Annotated in this window: 14 protein-coding genes; 10 read left to right on the forward strand and 4 right to left on the reverse strand. The window is 72.7% G+C overall.

Annotated elements, in window-relative coordinates; translation table 11 throughout:
* The first annotated feature begins 217 nt into the window (after window positions 1-217).
* From meaB to LZF96_RS12500, 3 genes are all read left to right on the forward strand, one after another.
* Window positions 218-1201: a methylmalonyl Co-A mutase-associated GTPase MeaB gene (meaB, locus tag LZF96_RS12490; protein ID WP_233870353.1), complete on the forward strand. Its 984-nt coding sequence runs from the start codon at window positions 218-220 to the stop codon at window positions 1199-1201.
* 256 nt (window positions 1202-1457) lie between these two features.
* The gene (locus tag LZF96_RS12495; protein WP_233870356.1) at window positions 1458-2138 is read left to right on the forward strand and encodes a hypothetical protein; all 681 of its coding nucleotides are present in this window, start codon (window positions 1458-1460) and stop codon (window positions 2136-2138) included.
* 260 nt (window positions 2139-2398) lie between these two features.
* Window positions 2399-3181: a hypothetical protein gene (locus LZF96_RS12500; protein ID WP_233870359.1), complete on the forward strand. Its 783-nt coding sequence runs from the start codon at window positions 2399-2401 to the stop codon at window positions 3179-3181.
* Window positions 3182-3385: 204 nt separating this feature from the next.
* On the opposite strand, the gene LZF96_RS12505 is transcribed toward LZF96_RS12500, so the two are convergent.
* Complete coding sequence (locus LZF96_RS12505) at window positions 3386-4099, reverse strand: PepSY domain-containing protein (protein ID WP_233870362.1); 714 nt, start codon at window positions 4097-4099, stop codon at window positions 3386-3388.
* Window positions 4100-4281: 182 nt separating this feature from the next.
* Here LZF96_RS12505 and LZF96_RS12510 point away from each other — a divergent pair, with 182 nt between their 5' ends.
* Both LZF96_RS12510 and LZF96_RS12515 read left to right on the forward strand, forming a co-directional pair.
* Window positions 4282-4941: a response regulator transcription factor gene (locus LZF96_RS12510; RefSeq protein ID WP_233870365.1), complete on the forward strand. Its 660-nt coding sequence runs from the start codon at window positions 4282-4284 to the stop codon at window positions 4939-4941.
* The gene (locus LZF96_RS12515) at window positions 4938-6419 is read left to right on the forward strand and encodes a cell wall metabolism sensor histidine kinase WalK (protein WP_233870368.1); all 1482 of its coding nucleotides are present in this window, start codon (window positions 4938-4940) and stop codon (window positions 6417-6419) included. The genes LZF96_RS12510 and LZF96_RS12515 overlap by 4 nt, the downstream gene beginning before the upstream one ends.
* A 63-nt stretch (window positions 6420-6482) precedes the next feature.
* On the opposite strand, the gene LZF96_RS12520 is transcribed toward LZF96_RS12515, so the two are convergent.
* Window positions 6483-6959, reverse strand: coding sequence for a MarR family winged helix-turn-helix transcriptional regulator (locus LZF96_RS12520; RefSeq protein WP_233870371.1), 477 nt, complete (start codon window positions 6957-6959; stop codon window positions 6483-6485).
* 291 nt (window positions 6960-7250) lie between these two features.
* Between LZF96_RS12520 and LZF96_RS12525 the strand changes: the two genes are divergently transcribed.
* The 3 genes from LZF96_RS12525 (at window position 7251) to LZF96_RS12535 (ending at window position 12600) form a co-directional block, all read left to right on the forward strand.
* On the forward strand, window positions 7251-7628 hold the full coding sequence (locus LZF96_RS12525; RefSeq protein WP_233870374.1) for a DUF3817 domain-containing protein: 378 nt from the start codon (window positions 7251-7253) through the stop codon (window positions 7626-7628).
* 704 nt (window positions 7629-8332) lie between these two features.
* Window positions 8333-10597 carry a glycosyltransferase family 2 protein gene (locus LZF96_RS12530; protein WP_374203209.1) on the forward strand — a complete coding sequence of 755 codons (2265 nt, stop codon included), beginning with the start codon at window positions 8333-8335 and terminating at the stop codon, window positions 10595-10597.
* Entirely contained in the window at window positions 10594-12600 is a 2007-nt protein-coding gene (locus LZF96_RS12535; RefSeq protein WP_233870377.1) for a galactose oxidase-like domain-containing protein, read from the forward strand. The genes LZF96_RS12530 and LZF96_RS12535 overlap by 4 nt, the downstream gene beginning before the upstream one ends.
* On the opposite strand, the gene LZF96_RS12540 is transcribed toward LZF96_RS12535, so the two are convergent.
* Both LZF96_RS12540 and LZF96_RS12545 read right to left on the reverse strand, forming a co-directional pair.
* Window positions 12588-13565, reverse strand: a complete 978-nt coding sequence (locus tag LZF96_RS12540) for a GNAT family N-acetyltransferase (protein ID WP_308294194.1) — start codon at window positions 13563-13565, stop codon at window positions 12588-12590. The genes LZF96_RS12535 and LZF96_RS12540 overlap by 13 nt on opposite strands.
* A 113-nt stretch (window positions 13566-13678) precedes the next feature.
* Window positions 13679-14713: a glycoside hydrolase family 6 protein gene (locus tag LZF96_RS12545; RefSeq protein ID WP_233870380.1), complete on the reverse strand. Its 1035-nt coding sequence runs from the start codon at window positions 14711-14713 to the stop codon at window positions 13679-13681.
* A gap of 355 nt (window positions 14714-15068) precedes the next feature.
* On the opposite strand from LZF96_RS12545, the gene LZF96_RS12550 reads away from it, so the two are divergent.
* On the forward strand, window positions 15069-15575 hold the full coding sequence (locus tag LZF96_RS12550) for a MarR family winged helix-turn-helix transcriptional regulator (protein ID WP_233870383.1): 507 nt from the start codon (window positions 15069-15071) through the stop codon (window positions 15573-15575).
* Between the two features lie 131 nt (window positions 15576-15706).
* Complete coding sequence (locus LZF96_RS12555; RefSeq protein WP_233870386.1) at window positions 15707-16087, forward strand: DUF3817 domain-containing protein; 381 nt, start codon at window positions 15707-15709, stop codon at window positions 16085-16087.
* Window positions 16088-16116: the final 29 nt, after the last annotated feature.

The raw sequence follows: 16116 nt of genomic DNA on the forward strand, positions 1-16116 counted from the left end.
GGGGAGGCACGTCCCGGGCCGGCCGGTTCCCGACGCCCGGTACGGTGAGCCGACCGGGCCCGGCCGCCGGTGGCCGCGACCGGGCACCGACATCACGCGAGGGCACGGCATCGCGGGGAGCCCGCCCCCGCGACGGCACGACACCACACCCCCGTGGCACCGCGAGAGCACACCCCGGCGGCACCACGACACGACACGGCAGGGAGAGACGGCGACGATGGCGACGGCGGACGTCCCCGAACTGGTGGCGGCGGCCCGAAAGGGCCGCCCCCGGGCGGTGGCCCGATTGATCTCCCTGGTGGAGGGGGCCTCTCCGCAATTGCGCGAGGTGATGGCGGCGCTCGCCCCGCACACCGGCCACGCCCACGTCATCGGCCTCACCGGCTCGCCCGGCGTCGGGAAGTCCACCTCCACCTCCGCGCTGGTCACCGCCTACCGGCGGGCGGGCAAACGGGTCGGCGTCCTGGCGGTGGACCCCTCCTCACCGTTCTCCGGCGGCGCCCTGCTCGGCGACCGGGTCCGGATGGGCGAGCACGCCTCCGACCCCGGCGTCTACATCCGCTCGATGGCCACCCGCGGTCACCTCGGCGGGCTCTCCTGGGCCGCCCCGCAGGCGGTGCGGGTGCTGGACGCCGCCGGCTGCGACGTGGTGCTCGTGGAGACCGTCGGGGTGGGCCAGTCGGAGGTGGAGATCGCCTCGCAGGCGGACACCTCGGTGGTCCTCCTGGCGCCCGGCATGGGCGACGGCATCCAGGCCGCCAAGGCCGGGATCCTGGAGATCGGCGACGTCTTCGTGGTCAACAAGGCCGACCGCGACGGGGCCGACGCGACCGTGCGCGAGCTCAACCACATGCTCGGCCTGGGCGAGGCCCGCGCCCCCGGTGACTGGCGCCCCCCGGTGGTGCGGTCGGTCGCGGCGCGGAGCGAGGGCGTGGAGGATGTCGTCGAGGCGCTGGAGAAGCACCTCGCCTGGATGGAGGAGCGCGGAGTGCTGGCCGAGCGCCGCAGGAAGCGGGCCGCGCACGAGGTGGAGACGATCGCCGTCACGGCTTTGCGGGAGCGGATCGGCGACCTGCGAGGCGACCGGCGGCTGGGGGCCCTGGCGGGTCGCGTCGCGGCCGGTGAACTGGACCCGTACGCGGCGGCCGACGAACTGGTCGCCGGCGTCACCGACACCCCGCCCGGGGAACGCGTCGGGTGATCGGTGGGGCGGTCGGGTGACCGCCCGGTTCCGGGGTCATCGGCGGGGGCGGAGGGCCGGCCCCGCTCCGGTGGGACCCCGGGGCGTGAAGTCGCGGAACGAGGTGCCCGACGAATTCCCTGCCCGTTGGCGTGTCCGCGTCCTGCCATACAGTGACGTGCGGGGGGGCATCGAATCCCGCGCGTGTACGCGCCGACGCCGTGAGGTGTGGTGTGTCGCGCTCTCATCCGTCGCGCCGTCTTGGGGAGTTCTTGTCATGAAGCGTCGTCTTGCCGGTCCCGCCGTGGCGGGGATGGTGGCCGCGGGTCTGTTGTTGACCGCGTGTTCCTCCGACGGTGAGGGGGGTGACGGGGCCGCCGCGCCGATCGAGGGTGCGGACGGTGCCGGGGAGGCGACGCAGGAGCCGGAACCCGAACCGGAGGAGACCGAGGAGAACTCGACCCCGGGGGACGACGGCATCGACCGTCCGGAGATCCGCGTCGCCGACGAGTTGGAGCTGGTCTTCGAGGAGCCGGAGACGGAGGATCCGGTGGAGCGGGCCATCATCCTCGACAGCCAGCGCCAGTTCGAAGCGGTCTTCGCCCAGATGACCACCCAGGACGTCGAGAACTCGGCGGTCGGTTTCTACACTGCCGGAAACGCTCTGCTGGATGACCTGGAAGCGTTGGGGAGGATAGCCGACCGGGGTAGGTCCTCGGGTGGAGTAATGCGGTTTTATCAATACGACGCAGAGGTCTTGGACGAAGAGTCCGCACTGGTTTCCTTCTGTCGTGAATTCACTCGGGTCCACGCTGTCGATTTCGATAGTCGAGAGACTGTTGAGGAAGCCGATCCGGGCGCGCTCCCCACGCATTATGTGGCCAGGCTGGAACTCAATGAGGGTGGTGTGTGGCAGACTCACGAGAAGGAGAGTGAGGTGGACTCGGAGAAATGCTGACAAGCGGGGGAAGCAAGTTTGTAGGCGCTTCATTTTTGGCGCTCATACTGGTCGCTTTTTCTTCGCCTCCATCTCATGCCGATGAATGGCGGGGGGATGGTGAGGTCGGAAGGGGGGGAAGTTCCGATGGCGCGGGTGGTATCGGGGCGGGTGCCAACCACGGGGTGACTCCCCGGATCACGTTCTCGCCTGCGGCTTCGGGGTCGGAGGGGGCGTTGGCGTCGTCGTCGTGGTCGCCGCCGGCGTGTTATTACGCGCCGGTGCATACGCCTGCGGAGGCGGAGGCGTATTGGACGGCGGTGCAGGGTCGGATCATCTCCGCGCCGTTCCCGCAGGAGGACAAGGATTCGGCGCGGGTCGGTCACGAGGGGCGGTTCGGGGAGGAGGGGGAGTTCCCGGATTTCAATCGTGATCTCGATGGTGAGGGCATGTTCTGGATGCGGGTGACGAACGAGGATTTCCCGGCTTCGGAGCGGTTCGCGTGTGAGTGGCGGTTGTTCTGGGTGGATTTCTCGGAGTCACCGCCGGTGGATGCTTTGGTGGTGTCGGGGGAGACGTTGGCGGCGTTGGCGTGGGAGCAGACGCGGGTGCCGGATACGGAGTTGTCGTTGAATCCGGATGCGGTGCAGACGGTGAATCTGGCGACGTGGGTGTGGTTGGACGGGGATCGGTTCGCGCCGGTGTCGGTGCGGGCGTCGTTGGATGGTTACGGGATCTGGGCGGAGACCACCGCGCGGCCGGTGGCGATGCGGTTGGACGCCGGTACTTCGGACGCGGTGTTGCATCCGTCCGGTGGTCGGTGCGGGATGCGGGGGGCCTCGGTGGGGGAGCCGTACGCGCGGGGTCGTGCGGGTGAGGATCCGCCGTGCGGGGTGACGTATCTGCGCTCCACCCATCAGGCGGGGTCGTACCGGCTCAGTGCCACGGTGACGTGGGAGGTGACCTGGCGCGACCATGCCGGCGCGGGCGGCACGCTGCCGGACGGAGTGGTCGACGGCGGCACGGATGTCACCGTCCGGGAGGTCCAGGCCGTCGTCCGCTGAGGAAGCGTGGGCTGACCGCTCGGCCGTGTGGTGTGGCACGCGGGGGGAGGATCGAAGGCGGACGGGGCGGCCGGGAGGGGATGTCCCTCCGGGCCGCCCCCGTTGGCCCTCCACGTGCGGGCCGGCCGCCCGGGGTGCGGGCGGGCTCGCGGTCCGATCGCGGGGTGCGGTGGCGCGCTCGGCCGTCGCCGTCGGCCGTCCTCGTCAGCCGTCGCGCTCGACGTCGAAGACCTCGCCGGAGTCCACGTGCACCTTCAGCTCCCACTCGACGCCGTTGGTGTCCTTCAGCTCCAGGTCCCAGGCCTTCTCGTCCTTCTCCAGCTCCAGTTCCCTCACGCTCGCGCCGGAGTGCTCCTCGGCGATTCGGGTGGCGTCGCCGGCCAGGACGGAGGCGTTGGAGAGCAGACGCCGCTTCTCGCGGACATCGTCATCGTCGTCGTCCCGCTCGTGCTTGAGGACCTCGGTGCCGTCCAGGCTGATCTCCAGCTCGTGCCAGCGGCCGTCGTCACCGGCGACGTCCACCTCCCAGTGGCGGCCGTCGTCGTCATCGTCGTCGTCCCGCTCGATGTCCACCACGTAGCCGGGGGCGGCGGCCAGGGCTGTTCGCTCCACCTTCTCGGCCACGCCGCTCCAACCGCCGGAGGCGGACGCGTCGGCCGAGCCGCCCGAGCGGCCGGTGCCGCTGCCCGAGGTGTCGTCACCGTCGGAGGCGTCGTCGGGAGAGTCATCCCGTTCGTCGGAGTCGTCGAGCGGCCGCGAGTTCGACGGGGTGCCGCCGTCGCCGCCGGTGATGGAGGCGTTCAGTTCGTCGGCGTGGCTGCTGCGCTCGTTCCCTCCGGTCAGCGCGGCTCCGGCCACGGCCCCGCCGCCGATGACGGCGGTGGCGGCGACGGCCGCGACGATCATGTTCCGCTTCATGCTTGGTTCCTCCCCTGGCCCCGTGGAGCCGATCGGCCCCGGTGGGGGTGGTGCGGTCGAACGGGCCGCCCCGTTCCGGTGGCCCGTCCCTTTCGGACGTTCCCCACCATGGCGGAACCATCCTGAAGGGAAGCTGAAGCCGGCTGAGGATTCCTTCAGGTACCGGGTGCGAAGCTGGTCCCATGCGCGTGCTGATAGTCGAGGACGAGAAACGCCTCGCGACCTCCCTGGCCGCCGGGCTCACGGCGGAGGGCTTCGTCGTGGACGCGGTGCACACCGGCACCGACGGCCTGCACCGGGCGATCGAGAACAGCTATGACCTGATCATTCTCGACATCATGCTTCCGGGGATGAACGGCTACCGGGTCTGCTCGGCGCTGCGGGCCGCCGGGGACGAGACACCGGTGCTCATGCTCACCGCCAAGGACGGTGAGTACGACGAGGCGGAGGGTCTGGACACCGGCGCCGACGACTACCTCACCAAGCCCTTCTCCTACGTGGTGCTGCTCGCCCGGGTGCGCGCGCTGATGCGGCGCCGGGGCGGCTCCGGCGCCTCCCCCCGGCTACGGGTGGGCGACCTGGAGATCGACCGCGTCTCCCGCCGGGTCACCCGGGGCGACCGGGAGATCGCGCTCACCGCCAAGGAGTACGGGGTGCTCGAACACCTCGCCTCCCGAGCGGGGGAGATCGTCTCCAAGACCGGGATCCTCGAACACGGCTGGGACTTCGCCTACGACGGCGACCCCAACATCGTCGAGGTCTACATCAGCGCGCTCCGTCGCAAGATCGGGCCCGGCCTGATCCACACCGTGCGGGGCGCCGGCTACCGGATGGCGCCGTGAAGTTCCGGACCACGGTCGGCGCCACCGTCATCGTCGCCCTCGCGCTGCTGGCGGCGAGCGTGATGATGATCCGGACCCTGCACGACAACCTCCTCGAGCAGGTGGACCTCCAGGCGGAGAACGCGGCCCGCAACGTGGCCGTGCAGTTGGCCACCGGCGCGCCCTTCGACGACCTGGACACGGATGTCACGCTCCCGGTCCAGGTGGTGGACCGGGAGGGGCGGGTACGCGCGGTCAGCCCGGGGCTCCAGGGCATCCGGGGCACCGGCACCGACATCGTCTCGCCGGTCTACTGGGGGCCGGAGCCGGAGGAGGAGACCGGGTTCGAGGAACCGGGCGAGGTCGGCGGCCGGGTCCTGCTGCTGGACGGTGCCGCCAGGGTCAACGGCGTCGTCGGTGACTACCGCTTCGCCGCCATCGAGGCGGAGACCGTCAACGACGTGGACGTCACCGTCTTCGCGGGCGCGCCGCTGGAGATCGAGCAAACGGCCGTCGCCACCGTCCGCTCCTCGCTGATGGTCGGCTTCCCCGCGCTGCTGGCGGTGGTCGCGGGCGTCACCTGGCTGGTCACCCTGTGGTCCCTGCGCCCGGTGGAGGCGATCCGCCGCGAGATGGCCGCGATCACCCGATCGGAGGATCTCTCGAGGCGGGTGCCGGAACCGGGGGAGCGCGACGAGATCAGCCGGTTGGCGGTCACCACGAACGAGACGCTGGCCGCGCTCGAGGCGTCGGTGGAGCGACAACGGAGATTCGTCGCCGACGCCTCCCACGAGCTGCGCAGCCCGATCGCCTCGCTGCGCACCCAATTGGAGGTGGGCGAGGCCCACCCCGAACTGCTGGACGTGTCCGGCGCGGTGCAGGACACCGTGCGACTCCAGGCACTCGCCGCCGACCTGCTGCTGCTCGCCCGGCTCGACGCCGGCGAGGGCCCCGCCCCCGGCGGGACGGCGGAGTTGGCCTCGCTGGCGGGTGAGGAGTTGGCGCAGCGCGAGGGTCGCGGACGCGTCCCGGTCACCGTGGCGCGGCTGGAGACGGTGACCGTGACCGGCTCGGACGGACAGCTGGGTCGGGTGATCGGGAACCTGCTGGACAACGCGGACCGGCACGCCGCCGAACGGGTGAGGCTGTCGGTGGGGCGGGACGGGACCGGCCACGCCCTGGTCGAGGTCGCGGACGACGGCTCCGGGGTGCCGGAGGATCAGCGTGAGCGGGTCTTCGAGCGGTTCGTGCGGCTGGACGAGGCGCGGGCGCGCGACGACGGCGGCGCCGGGCTGGGTCTGGCCATCGCCCGGAACGTCGCCGAGCGGCACGGCGGCACGCTCACCGTGCACGAGGCCCCGGAGGGCGGGGCGCTGTTCCGGCTGCGGCTGCCGGCCGTCGGGGGTGACACGGCCGACGCCGACGCGGACATCGGTACGGACACCGACGCCGACCCGGCGGCCGGTCGGCGGGTGGCCGGGGCCCGCCGGGGCGGCTGACCGTTCCCCGGGCCCGGTCCCATCGGCGGCCCGGTGCGGGGTGGTGCGGCGGGGGTCGGCCGGCTACGGTCGACCGCGCAGCTCGTGGAGATGGTCGGCGATCGGTCGCAGCGTCCGGTGCAGGGCGTCCAGTTCGGGTGCCGGGATCAGGTTCATGAAGTGCCGGCGGACCGAGGCGACGTGGTGCGGGGCGACCTCCCGCATGGTCTGCCAGCCGTGGTCGGTCAGTACCGCGTACAGGCCGCGTTTGTCCGAATCGCAGCTTTCCCGATGGACCAGGCCGGCGTGTTCCATACGGGTGATCTGGTGGGAGAGCCGGCTCTTGGACTGCAGGGTGGCGGCGGCCAGGTCACTCATCCGCATCCGGCGACCCTTCGCCTCGGAGAGGTTCACCAGGATCTCGTAGTCGTTCATGGTCAGGCCGAACGGCTGGAGATCCCGCTCCAGCTGGTACGTCAGGAGGCGGCTGACGGCCAGGTGGGTGCGCCAGGCGTGCTGCTCGGTCGCGCTCAGCCAGGAGGTGCCGTTCTGGGTGTCCATGGTCCCGACTGTAGCGAGCCGACGGGTCCGAACCGACATGTGGTGGACGCCCCGGGAGCCGGAACCGGTGCCGATCGAGGGCACGCGACGGCTTCCGGCGCCCCGGCGCGGGGCGGGCGACCCGGCCCGCCTCCCCGCATCCCGCCGCGACCCCGCCCGGGGTGCCCGGGGGGAGGCCTGCCACAATGGGACCGGGCTTGTGAACCGATGCACAAGCGCGGTGCGCGGGCCCGACCACCCCGGCGTGCCCGCGTCGTGGGTGCCCCCGTCCGTTCCCACCGGGAGTGTCCCTTGGACCCGAAGACCGTCTCCGCCCTGCGACGGCTCCGACTGGTGTCCGCCCCCGAGGCGGTCTCCTTCCTTCTCCTGCTCGTCGCCTCCGTGCTGCGCCGCACCACCGATTTCGACGCCGTGCCGGTGCTCGGAATGGTGCACGGCATCCTCTTCGTCGTCTACGGCCTGTTCTGGCTGGACGCCTGGAACCGCGCGCGCTGGTCCCTCGCCACCGCCGCCTGGTACATGGCGATGGCCGTCGTGCCGACCGGTGGCTTCTTCGCCGAGCGCCGGCTGCGTCGCGAGGAGGCGGAGGGCGTCGCGGATGGCGCCGGGGCCCCCGCCGACGCCCCGGCCGGTACCGCCGCCGAGCGATCGGACACCGTCGGCGCCTGACGCCCCGGCGGTTCCCGCCGCGCGAACACCCCGCCCCGTCGAGTCCCGCTCGGTGGGGCGGACCCGTTCGGCCGAGCGGCGTGTCGGGCCCCCACCGTCCGCCCGTCCCCGTCGGTTCCCACCGCTCCGCCGGGGCCCGTGCCGTGCCGGTTCGGGCCGGTACGGGCTTCCGACTCCCGGAGTACGGTGGTGTTCCGAGGGGCCCGGTCCGGCCTGCGCGGGCCTTCGGCCCCCCGGCCGTTGTGGCGCTGCGCGGGCTCGGGATCGGCCGGTGCGGGCCTTCGGCTCTCCGGGGCGCCGGGGCGCCGGGGTACCGGGGTGCCACGCGGGTCCCCGGGCCGCTCCCGGGGTGCGGGTCCCGACGGGCGGCGGATGCGACCGGCGCCCGCCGGGGCGAATCCCCGACGGCCCCTCCGCTCCCGGCCCGATCGGGGGAGCACCCCTCGGATCCGACGCGGGGTCACGCCGCGGAGGGGCGGGTCGGCTCCGGACGCCCACCGCCCGCCGGTACCCGTCACTCCTTCGGCGTCATCCGTCCCGGGTTCCGGTGGGCACCGCTTTCCGGCCCCCGGCCCCGTCGGACCGGGCCCTCCCGGCTTCCGCCGCGGCGCGATGTTCCCCCTCCCGGACCGCCCCCGTTCGACATCCCTTTCGTCCTGTCGTGTTGTTGTTCCAACGCTTTTGTCGGTTGGACGGAGGACGTTGTGCGGCGAGAGGGCTACGACTACGAGACCTACAGCCGCCTGGCGGGGCCACTCGTGGAACCTGCCCCCGGCTACCGGGTCCGCTACCGCAGCCTGTTGTCCCGCGAGCCACATCGGATACGTGCCCTGGCGCTGATGACGCTCGCCCCCCTGTTGTCGCTGTCGCTGTTGCTGTGGCTGGTGTGGCCGTCGCACTGGACGGACCGGGACCAGGCCCCCACCCATCTACTGGTGGCCGACGCCGTCATGCTCGGCTGCATCGCAGTGATCGAACTCTTCCGCCTGGTCAACGTCTGCTCCATCGCACACGCCACCCTGATGGCCCGCGATCCGGTGCCCGTGGTCCCCGAACCCGGCACCCGGGTGGCCTTCCTGACCACCTGCGTACCGGGCAAGGAACCACCCGCCATGGTGCGGGCCACCCTGGAGGCGGCGGTGCGCCTGCGGCACACCGGACCGCTCGACATCTGGCTGCTCGACGAGGGCGACGACCCCGGAATGCGGGAACTGTGCGCCGAACTGGGCGTGCGACACTTCAGCCGGCACGGCGTCGAGCGCTGGAACCGCCCCTCGGGACCGTTCCGGGCCCGCACCAAACACGGCAACTACAACGCCTGGCTGGACGCACACGGGGACGAGTACGACCTCTTCGCCTCGGTGGACACCGACCACGTGCCGCTGCCGAACTACCTGGAGCGGATGCTGGGGTACTTCCGCGACCCCGACGTGGCCTTCGTCGTCGGCCCGCAGGTCTACGGCAACTACGACAGCCCCGTCACGAAGGCGGCCGAGAGCCAGCAGTTCCTCTTCCACGCCCTCATCCAGCGCGCCGGGAACCGCTACGGCGCCCCCATGTTCGTCGGCACCAACAACGCCGTGCGGATCTCCGCCCTGCGCACCATCGGCGGGCTGTACGACTCCATCACCGAGGACATGGCCACCGGCTTCGAACTGCACCGGGCCCGCAACCCGGAGACCGGTCGGCGCTGGCGCTCGGTCTACACACCGGACGTACTGGCGGTGGGGGAGGGCCCCAGCTCCTGGACGGACTTCTTCAGCCAACAGATGCGCTGGTCCCGGGGCACCTACGAGACGATCCTGCGCCAGTACGGACGCGGCGGGCTCGACGGGCGCACCCGCCACGCGCCCGGACGCCTGCTCAGCTACTCCCTCATGCTGGCCTTCTACCCGATGGCGGCCGTCACCTGGGTCCTCGGCGCCACCGGCTGCGCGCTGTACCTGACCCTCGGCGCCTCCGGCACCCAGGTACCCGCGGCGGTGTGGCTGATGCTCTACAGCGATGTCGCGGCCCTGCAGATCGGCCTCTACCTGTGGAACCGCCGGCACAACGTCAGTCCGCACGAACCGGAGGGTTCCTCCGGTCTGGCCGGCATGGCGATGTCGGCGATCTCCGCCCCCATCTGGGCCCGATCCCTGATGGACGCGCTGCTGCGCCGCCGCAGCCGCTTCGTCGTCACCCCGAAGGGGAACGAGGCCAGTCCCGACCGGCCCGCCACCTTCCGACTCCACCTGTACTGGGCCGCCCTGCTCGCCGCGTCCCTGACGATCTCGGTCCTCCTGAACCACACCCATGTGGCGATGCGCACCTGGGCCGTCCTCGCCCTGGCCGCCTCGCTGGCCCCCATCACGATCTGGTGGGTGGGTCGGCTGCGGGCCCGGCGCGGCGGTGCCGAGCCGGTGGCCGTGCCGGCGCGGGTCGCCGGCCCCACCGGTCCGGGCGGGGTCGACGCCCCCGCCCGGACCGGGACGGACGCCCGGGCCCACCCGACGCCCCTCGTGCCCGTCTCGCCGGGGCACGACGCACCGCTCGTCGGGGCGGGCGCGACGACGAGCGGGGAGGGGACCGCGCCGGTGGACCCCGTTCGTCCCGCCGGGCCCCCCGACCCCGGGGGGCCGATCGCCCCGGCGGCGCGGGCTCCGGCGACCGCGCCGGCCGAGCCCGTCCCGCTCACCGGTGTCGCCCTGTTGACGGACCCCACCGGCCCACCCGCTCCCGACCCACCCGCTCCCGATCCCGCCGAATCCCCGGACCGGGCCGAACCCCCCGATCCGGCGGGGCTCCCGCCCCCCGACACCCGCCCGGCTCCCCCCGCGGAGCCCGTCGGCGAAACCCCCGCCCCCGCGACCGCGTCCGCACCGACTCCGCCGCCAACCGGACCGGGAACGGCCGTCGAGCCGACGGAGACACCGGCCGCACCGGCCCTTCCCCCCGCCGCACGACCCGTGGGAGTTGACGCACGATGAGCACCACGAGCCGCCGCCGGACCCCGCCTCCCGGCGCCCGCCTGCGCAAGACCGTCCTCGGCACCGGGGTCACCCTGCTGCTGGCCGGGATGAACATGCCGGCCGCCGTCGGGTTCACCCAGGACCGCCTGCACGACTACCGCATATCCCGTCCCGAGTACCGGGCCGAATACGGCTCCTGGGCGCTGGTCGACGTGCCCGAGCGGTACCGCACCAACGCCATTCACGCCGCGCTGCTGCACACCGGCAAGGTGATGCTGATCGCCGGCTCCGGCAACAGCCAGGAGGAGTTCGACGCCGGCACCTTCGAGACGGTCCTGTGGGACCCCTCGGACAACACCTGGACCGCCGTGGACACCCCGGAGGACCTGTTCTGCGCCGGCCACTCCCAACTCGCCGACGGTCGGTTGCTGGTCGCCGGCGGGACCGCCCGCTACGAACTCCTCGGCGACCAGGTGACACACGCCGGCGGCGGCATGGTCGTCAAGAACGAGGACCCCGACCGCGAGCACACCTTCCCCGCCGGTACGGTCTTCCGCTCCCCCGACGGCGTCGCCTACGAGACGGAGCTCGAATTCACCCTCCCGTCCGCCGACAAGGAGGAGCGGGTCGAGACCACCGGCACCGGGGAGGACGCCGAGGAGACCACCGTCGTCGAGGTCACCGCGAGCGAGGTGCGGGTCTTCGTCGTCGCGGTGGAGGAGGGCGAGGGATCGGTCACCGAGGAACCCGCCCAGTACTCCGTGGACGGGCTCACCGGCGAGGACGCCGAGAACGTCTACGGCCTGGCCGAGTCCCTGACCCTGGACGACCAGGACTTCCACGGCATCAAGGCGGCCTACGAGTTCGACCCCGTGGCGGAGCGGTACATCCCGGTCGCCCCCATGGCCGAGGCCCGCTGGTACCCCACCCTCACCACCCTTCCCGACGGCCGGGTGCTCACCGTCTCCGGCCTGGACGATATCGGCGAGGTCGTCCCCGGCATCAACGAGATCTACGACCCGGAGACGCGGACCTGGCAGGAGGGGCCCGAGCGGTACTTCCCCACCTACCCGGCGCTGTTCCTCACGCAGGGCGGGAAGATCTTCTACACCGGTTCCAACGCCGGGTACGGGCCCGCCGACCAGGGTCGCGAACCCGGCGTCTGGGATCTGGAGACCAACACCTTCACCGAGGTCGGCGGCCTGCGCGACGCCGACCAACTGGAGACCTCCGCCTCCCTGTTGCTGCCCCCCGCCCAGGACCAGCGGTTCATGGTGCTCGGTGGCGGCGGGGTCGGCGAGTCCGAGGACTCCACGCCCCGCACCTCCGTCATCGACCTCACCGAGGACGAGCCCCGCTACCGCGACGCGGCCGAACTGCCGCAGGGCACCCGCTACCTCAACAGCGTGATCATGCCGGACGACACCGTCTTCACCACCGGCGGCTCGGAGGACTACCGGGGACGCGGGAGGAGCGATGTCCTCAAGGCGCAGTTCTACGACCCGGCGACCGACTCCTTCCGGGCCGCCGCCGACCCGACCGTGCCGCGCAACTACCACGCCGAGGCGCTGCTGCTGCCCGACGGCCGGGTCGCCACCTTCGGCTCCGACCCGCTGTTCGCCGACGCGGACAACACCCGGATGGGCCGCTTCGAACAGCGGGTGGAGGTCTACACCCCGCCCGCCCTGCACCGCGCGGAGAGCGCCGCCAAGGACGGCGTGGCCGGCCGGCCGGTCATCGAGGACGGACCCCGGGAGCCGGCGCGCGGCGCCGAGTCCGTCTTCCGGGTGCCGGACGCCGAGCGGATCGGGGCGGCCCGCCTGGTCCGACCCGGCGCGGTCACCCACACCACCGATGTCGAGCAGCGCTCGATCGCGGTGGGGATCACGGCGGCGGACGGCGACGAGCTGACCCTGGACATCCCGGAGGACCGTTCGCTGACCCCACCCGGCTGGTACATGCTCTTCGTCGTCGACGCCGGGGGCGCCTTCTCCGAGGCGCACTGGGTTCACCTGCCCTGACGGGGTGCCCCTTCAGGGGCGCCCCCGGGCCCCGATCGCCGGTCCCGGTCCGTCGTTCCCCTCGACGGGCCGGGGTCGGCTCCCCCGTGCGGGACGAACGGTGATGTCGGCGCGGGGCCCGGAGCCGGGCCCACCCGGCGGGGTGACCCGGAAGGACGCCCGGAGACGTCCCGGGGCGCGCACAGGTAGGGCGTCGTCGTGCCGAGGCGTTCGAAGCCGAGCCGCCGGAGGATCGGGCGGCTCGTCGGCATGGCGTCGACCAGGAGGAGGGGTACTCCCCGGCAGGCCGCCAGGCCGGACCGGTGTGCCACCAGGCCCCGGTAGAGGCCACGACCACGAAACTCCTCGACGATGCCACCACCCCACAGACCGGCGAAGTCCGCGCCCGGGGCGAACTCGACGCGAGCCGATCCGACGGGCCGGTCACCGGTCATGGCCAGGGTCACCACGAAGCTGTCGGGGGCGTGCGCGAGCCGCTCGAGCAGTTGGCCGCGCAACCGCCCACCGTCGGTGCCGAACGCGGCCTCGTGCACCTCGATCGCCAGGTCGATGCCCACCTCGTCGGTCATGTCCACGAGCCGGAAACCGCCGGCGCGTTCGACTTGATCGGTCGGGGCGGTCGGGGCGGTCGGGGCGGAGGTCTCGGCGACCATCAGGCTCTCGGGATCCCCGGCCGTGAACCCGGCGCGCAGCAACCGCTCGCCGAGGTCGGCGGGGGTGTCGTGTGAGTAGGTCTTCCATTCGAATCCGAACCCGAGCGCGCCGTAGTGCCGCACCTGCTCGGCGATCGCGGCGTCCGCGTTCGCGGCGTCGAGGTCGGACCACACGACACCGTTCCAGTCGTTCGGCCCGCCGGTCCACCGGACCACGTTCCCCACGCGCTCGACACGCACGCCGGCATGGTCCGGCGGGGCGTCACGCCGCATCCGGTGGTCGAACAGGCGCAGCACCTCGTCATGATCCATGCGCGCATTCCAACACCGGGGACGCGAGGACACCAACGGATTCCCGTGACCGGGCGCGGTACGGAAACGCCCGCCCGCCCGCTCCGCGAACGGCCGGCGGCCGGTGGCGGCGGTCAGCGCCGGCCGGCGCTGACCAGTTCCAGCGCGTACTCCGGCCACCACTCCCCGGCGGGCGGTCCGCCCCGGCACTCGCCGTCGGACTCGCCGGGCCGTTTGATCCACAGGTGGGCGTCGATCAGCGGGTCGCCGGTCTCCGTGGTGGGCGGCGTGCCCAGCGCCCGGCCCGGCGGGTTGCACCACGCCTCCGCGGGGTCGCCCTCCAGCGGCCCGTTGCCGTTGCGGCTGGTGTCCACCACGAAACGGGCGCCGCCCAGCAGTTCGGAGAGTTCCCGACCGTAGGCGACGACCTCCTCGGTGGGGCGGTAGTTGGAGACGTTCAGCGCGAAGCCGTCCGCCCGGTCGATCCCGGCGCGGCGCAGCGGTTCCACCAGGTCGGCCGGGTCGGCGATCCAGGTGGGGTTGCCGGCGTCGATGTAGACCCGGGTGCGCGGCAGCGCGCCGAGCCGGTCCACCGCCTCGGAGAGCGCGGTGTACCGCTCCTCGTGGTGGATGGGCGCGGTGCAGCCGTCCACGATGTGCGGCACGGCGTCCGGCTCCAGGATCACGATGGCCTCGGCGTCGCCGATGTTGTCGGCGAAGGAGCCGATCCAGGACCGGTACGCCTCCCCGTCGCCGGCGCCGCCGCGCGAGTACTGGCCGCAGTCGCGGTGGGGGACGTTGTAGGCGACGAACACCGCGGTGCGCTCCTGCGCGCCGGCGGCGCGCGCCACCTCGCGGATGCGCGGGCCCGGGTCACCGCCCTCGCCGGGTGGCCACTCGGCGAGCGGCTGTTCGGCCAGCGTCCGCAGCATCTCGGCGTCCTCGTCGCGGCCCTCGGCCCGCCACTCGGCGATCTGCAGGGCGGCGGGGCTGCGCGGGTCCACCCACAGCTCGCCGTCCACGACGATCCGTCGGCCCTCGGTGTCCCCGTCGGTGGGGACCGGCAGGGTGCTGCCGTTGCTGCCGGGCTGCCCCTCGGAGGAGGCGTTCCCATCGGGGCCGGCGCCGGAGCAGCCGAGGGTGAGCAGCGCGGCGAGCAGGACGGGCACGCCCGGGAAGGCACGCGACCCCCGTCCCGGGGGCGGGGCCGAACGCGGGGATCCGAAGGAACGGGCAAGACGGGCAAGACGGAGAAGGCGGGGAAGAGGAGCGGTCGGGCCGGGGTCGGTGGTCGCCGAGGGGCTGCCGTGCATACCGCAATCGTGTCATGACGCCGCGTGATCGGGAGGGAGGTTCGAGGGTGCTTTCGGGTGGGGTGTACCGTCCCGGCCCCACCCCGCCGGAGCCCCCGGATCCGGTGGGGCGACCGGTGTGCGGGGCCGGGACCGGGGTCCGGGGAGGAGGGCCGGCCAATTCCCGAGACGGCCCCGCCCCGCGATGTGACCTGCCGGTAGGGTCGGGGCCGTGCCGAAACCGCTCAGCCTGACGTTCGATCCGATCGCCCGTGCCGCGGAGCTGTGGACCGACCGCTGGGGCGAGGTCCCCTCGATGGCGGCCATCACCTCCATCATGCGCGCGCACCAGATCCTGCTCGCCGAGGTGGACTCCGTCGTCAAGCCCTACGGTCTGACCTTCGCCCGGTACGAGGCGCTGGTGCTGCTCACCTTCAGCAAGGCCGGCGAGCTGCCCATGTCCAAGATCGGGGAGCGCCTGATGGTGCATCCCACCTCGGTGACCAACACGGTCGATCGACTGGTCCGGGCCGGGCTGGTCACCAAGCGCCCCAACCCGCACGACGGGCGGGGCACGCTCGCCTCGATCACCGACCGGGGCCGCGAGGTCTGTGAGGCGGCCACCCGCGATCTGATGGCGATGGACTTCGGGCTGGGCGTCTACGACGAGGAGGAGTGCCGGGAGGTCTTCGCGCTCCTGCGCCCGCTGCGGGTCGCCGCCCGCGACTTCGAGGAGTGACAGTCGGGGACCGGCGCGGAGCGCGGGACCGGCGGCCGAGGCGGCCTTGGCACGACGACGCCGGTGGCGCGGGGGCGGTTTCGCCGGCCCCGGGTGGAATCACCGGAAACCGGCCGCGTTAGGCTGCGGGCATGAAGCCGAGTGTGCTGACCCGCTACCGGGTGATGGCCTACGTGACCGCGGTCATGCTGTTGGTGCTGAGCACCTGCATGGTCTTCAAGTACGGCTTCGGGATGGGGGAGGACATCACCTTCGTGGTGTCCCAGACCCACGGCGTGCTCTACATCGTGTACCTGATCTTCGCCTTCGACCTGGGGCAGAAGGCCCGCTGGTCGTTCGGCAAGCTGCTGTGGGTGCTGCTGTCGGGGACCATCCCGTTCGTCGCCTTCTTCGTGGAACGCACCGTCCGTGCCGAGATCGAGCCGCTGCTCGAGCGGGACGACGACTACGCCGACGGTTCCGGAGCCCTCGACGGGGAGGCCGGTACCTCCGCGAAGGTCGGCTCCGCCTGACACCCGCGCCCCGGCGCCTTCCACCGCCC

This window comes from Streptomyces sp. ST2-7A (assembly GCF_021390475.1).
GTDB lineage: Bacteria > Actinomycetota > Actinomycetes > Streptomycetales > Streptomycetaceae > Streptomyces.

What these genes read in the sequence shown, in the direction of transcription:
- meaB (WP_233870353.1), top strand. Translation starts at nt 218, where the DNA reads ATGGCGACGGCGGACGTCCCCGAACTGGTGGCGGCGGCCCGAAAGGGC.
- LZF96_RS12495 (WP_233870356.1), top strand. Translation starts at nt 1,458, where the DNA reads ATGAAGCGTCGTCTTGCCGGTCCCGCCGTGGCGGGGATGGTGGCCGCG.
- LZF96_RS12505 (WP_233870362.1), bottom strand. Translation starts at nt 4,099, where the DNA reads ATGAAGCGGAACATGATCGTCGCGGCCGTCGCCGCCACCGCCGTCATC.
- LZF96_RS12510 (WP_233870365.1), top strand. Translation starts at nt 4,282, where the DNA reads ATGCGCGTGCTGATAGTCGAGGACGAGAAACGCCTCGCGACCTCCCTG.
- LZF96_RS12520 (WP_233870371.1), bottom strand. Translation starts at nt 6,959, where the DNA reads ATGGACACCCAGAACGGCACCTCCTGGCTGAGCGCGACCGAGCAGCAC.
- LZF96_RS12535 (WP_233870377.1), top strand. Translation starts at nt 10,594, where the DNA reads ATGAGCACCACGAGCCGCCGCCGGACCCCGCCTCCCGGCGCCCGCCTG.
- LZF96_RS12540 (WP_308294194.1), bottom strand. Translation starts at nt 13,565, where the DNA reads ATGGATCATGACGAGGTGCTGCGCCTGTTCGACCACCGGATGCGGCGT.
- LZF96_RS12555 (WP_233870386.1), top strand. Translation starts at nt 15,707, where the DNA reads ATGAAGCCGAGTGTGCTGACCCGCTACCGGGTGATGGCCTACGTGACC.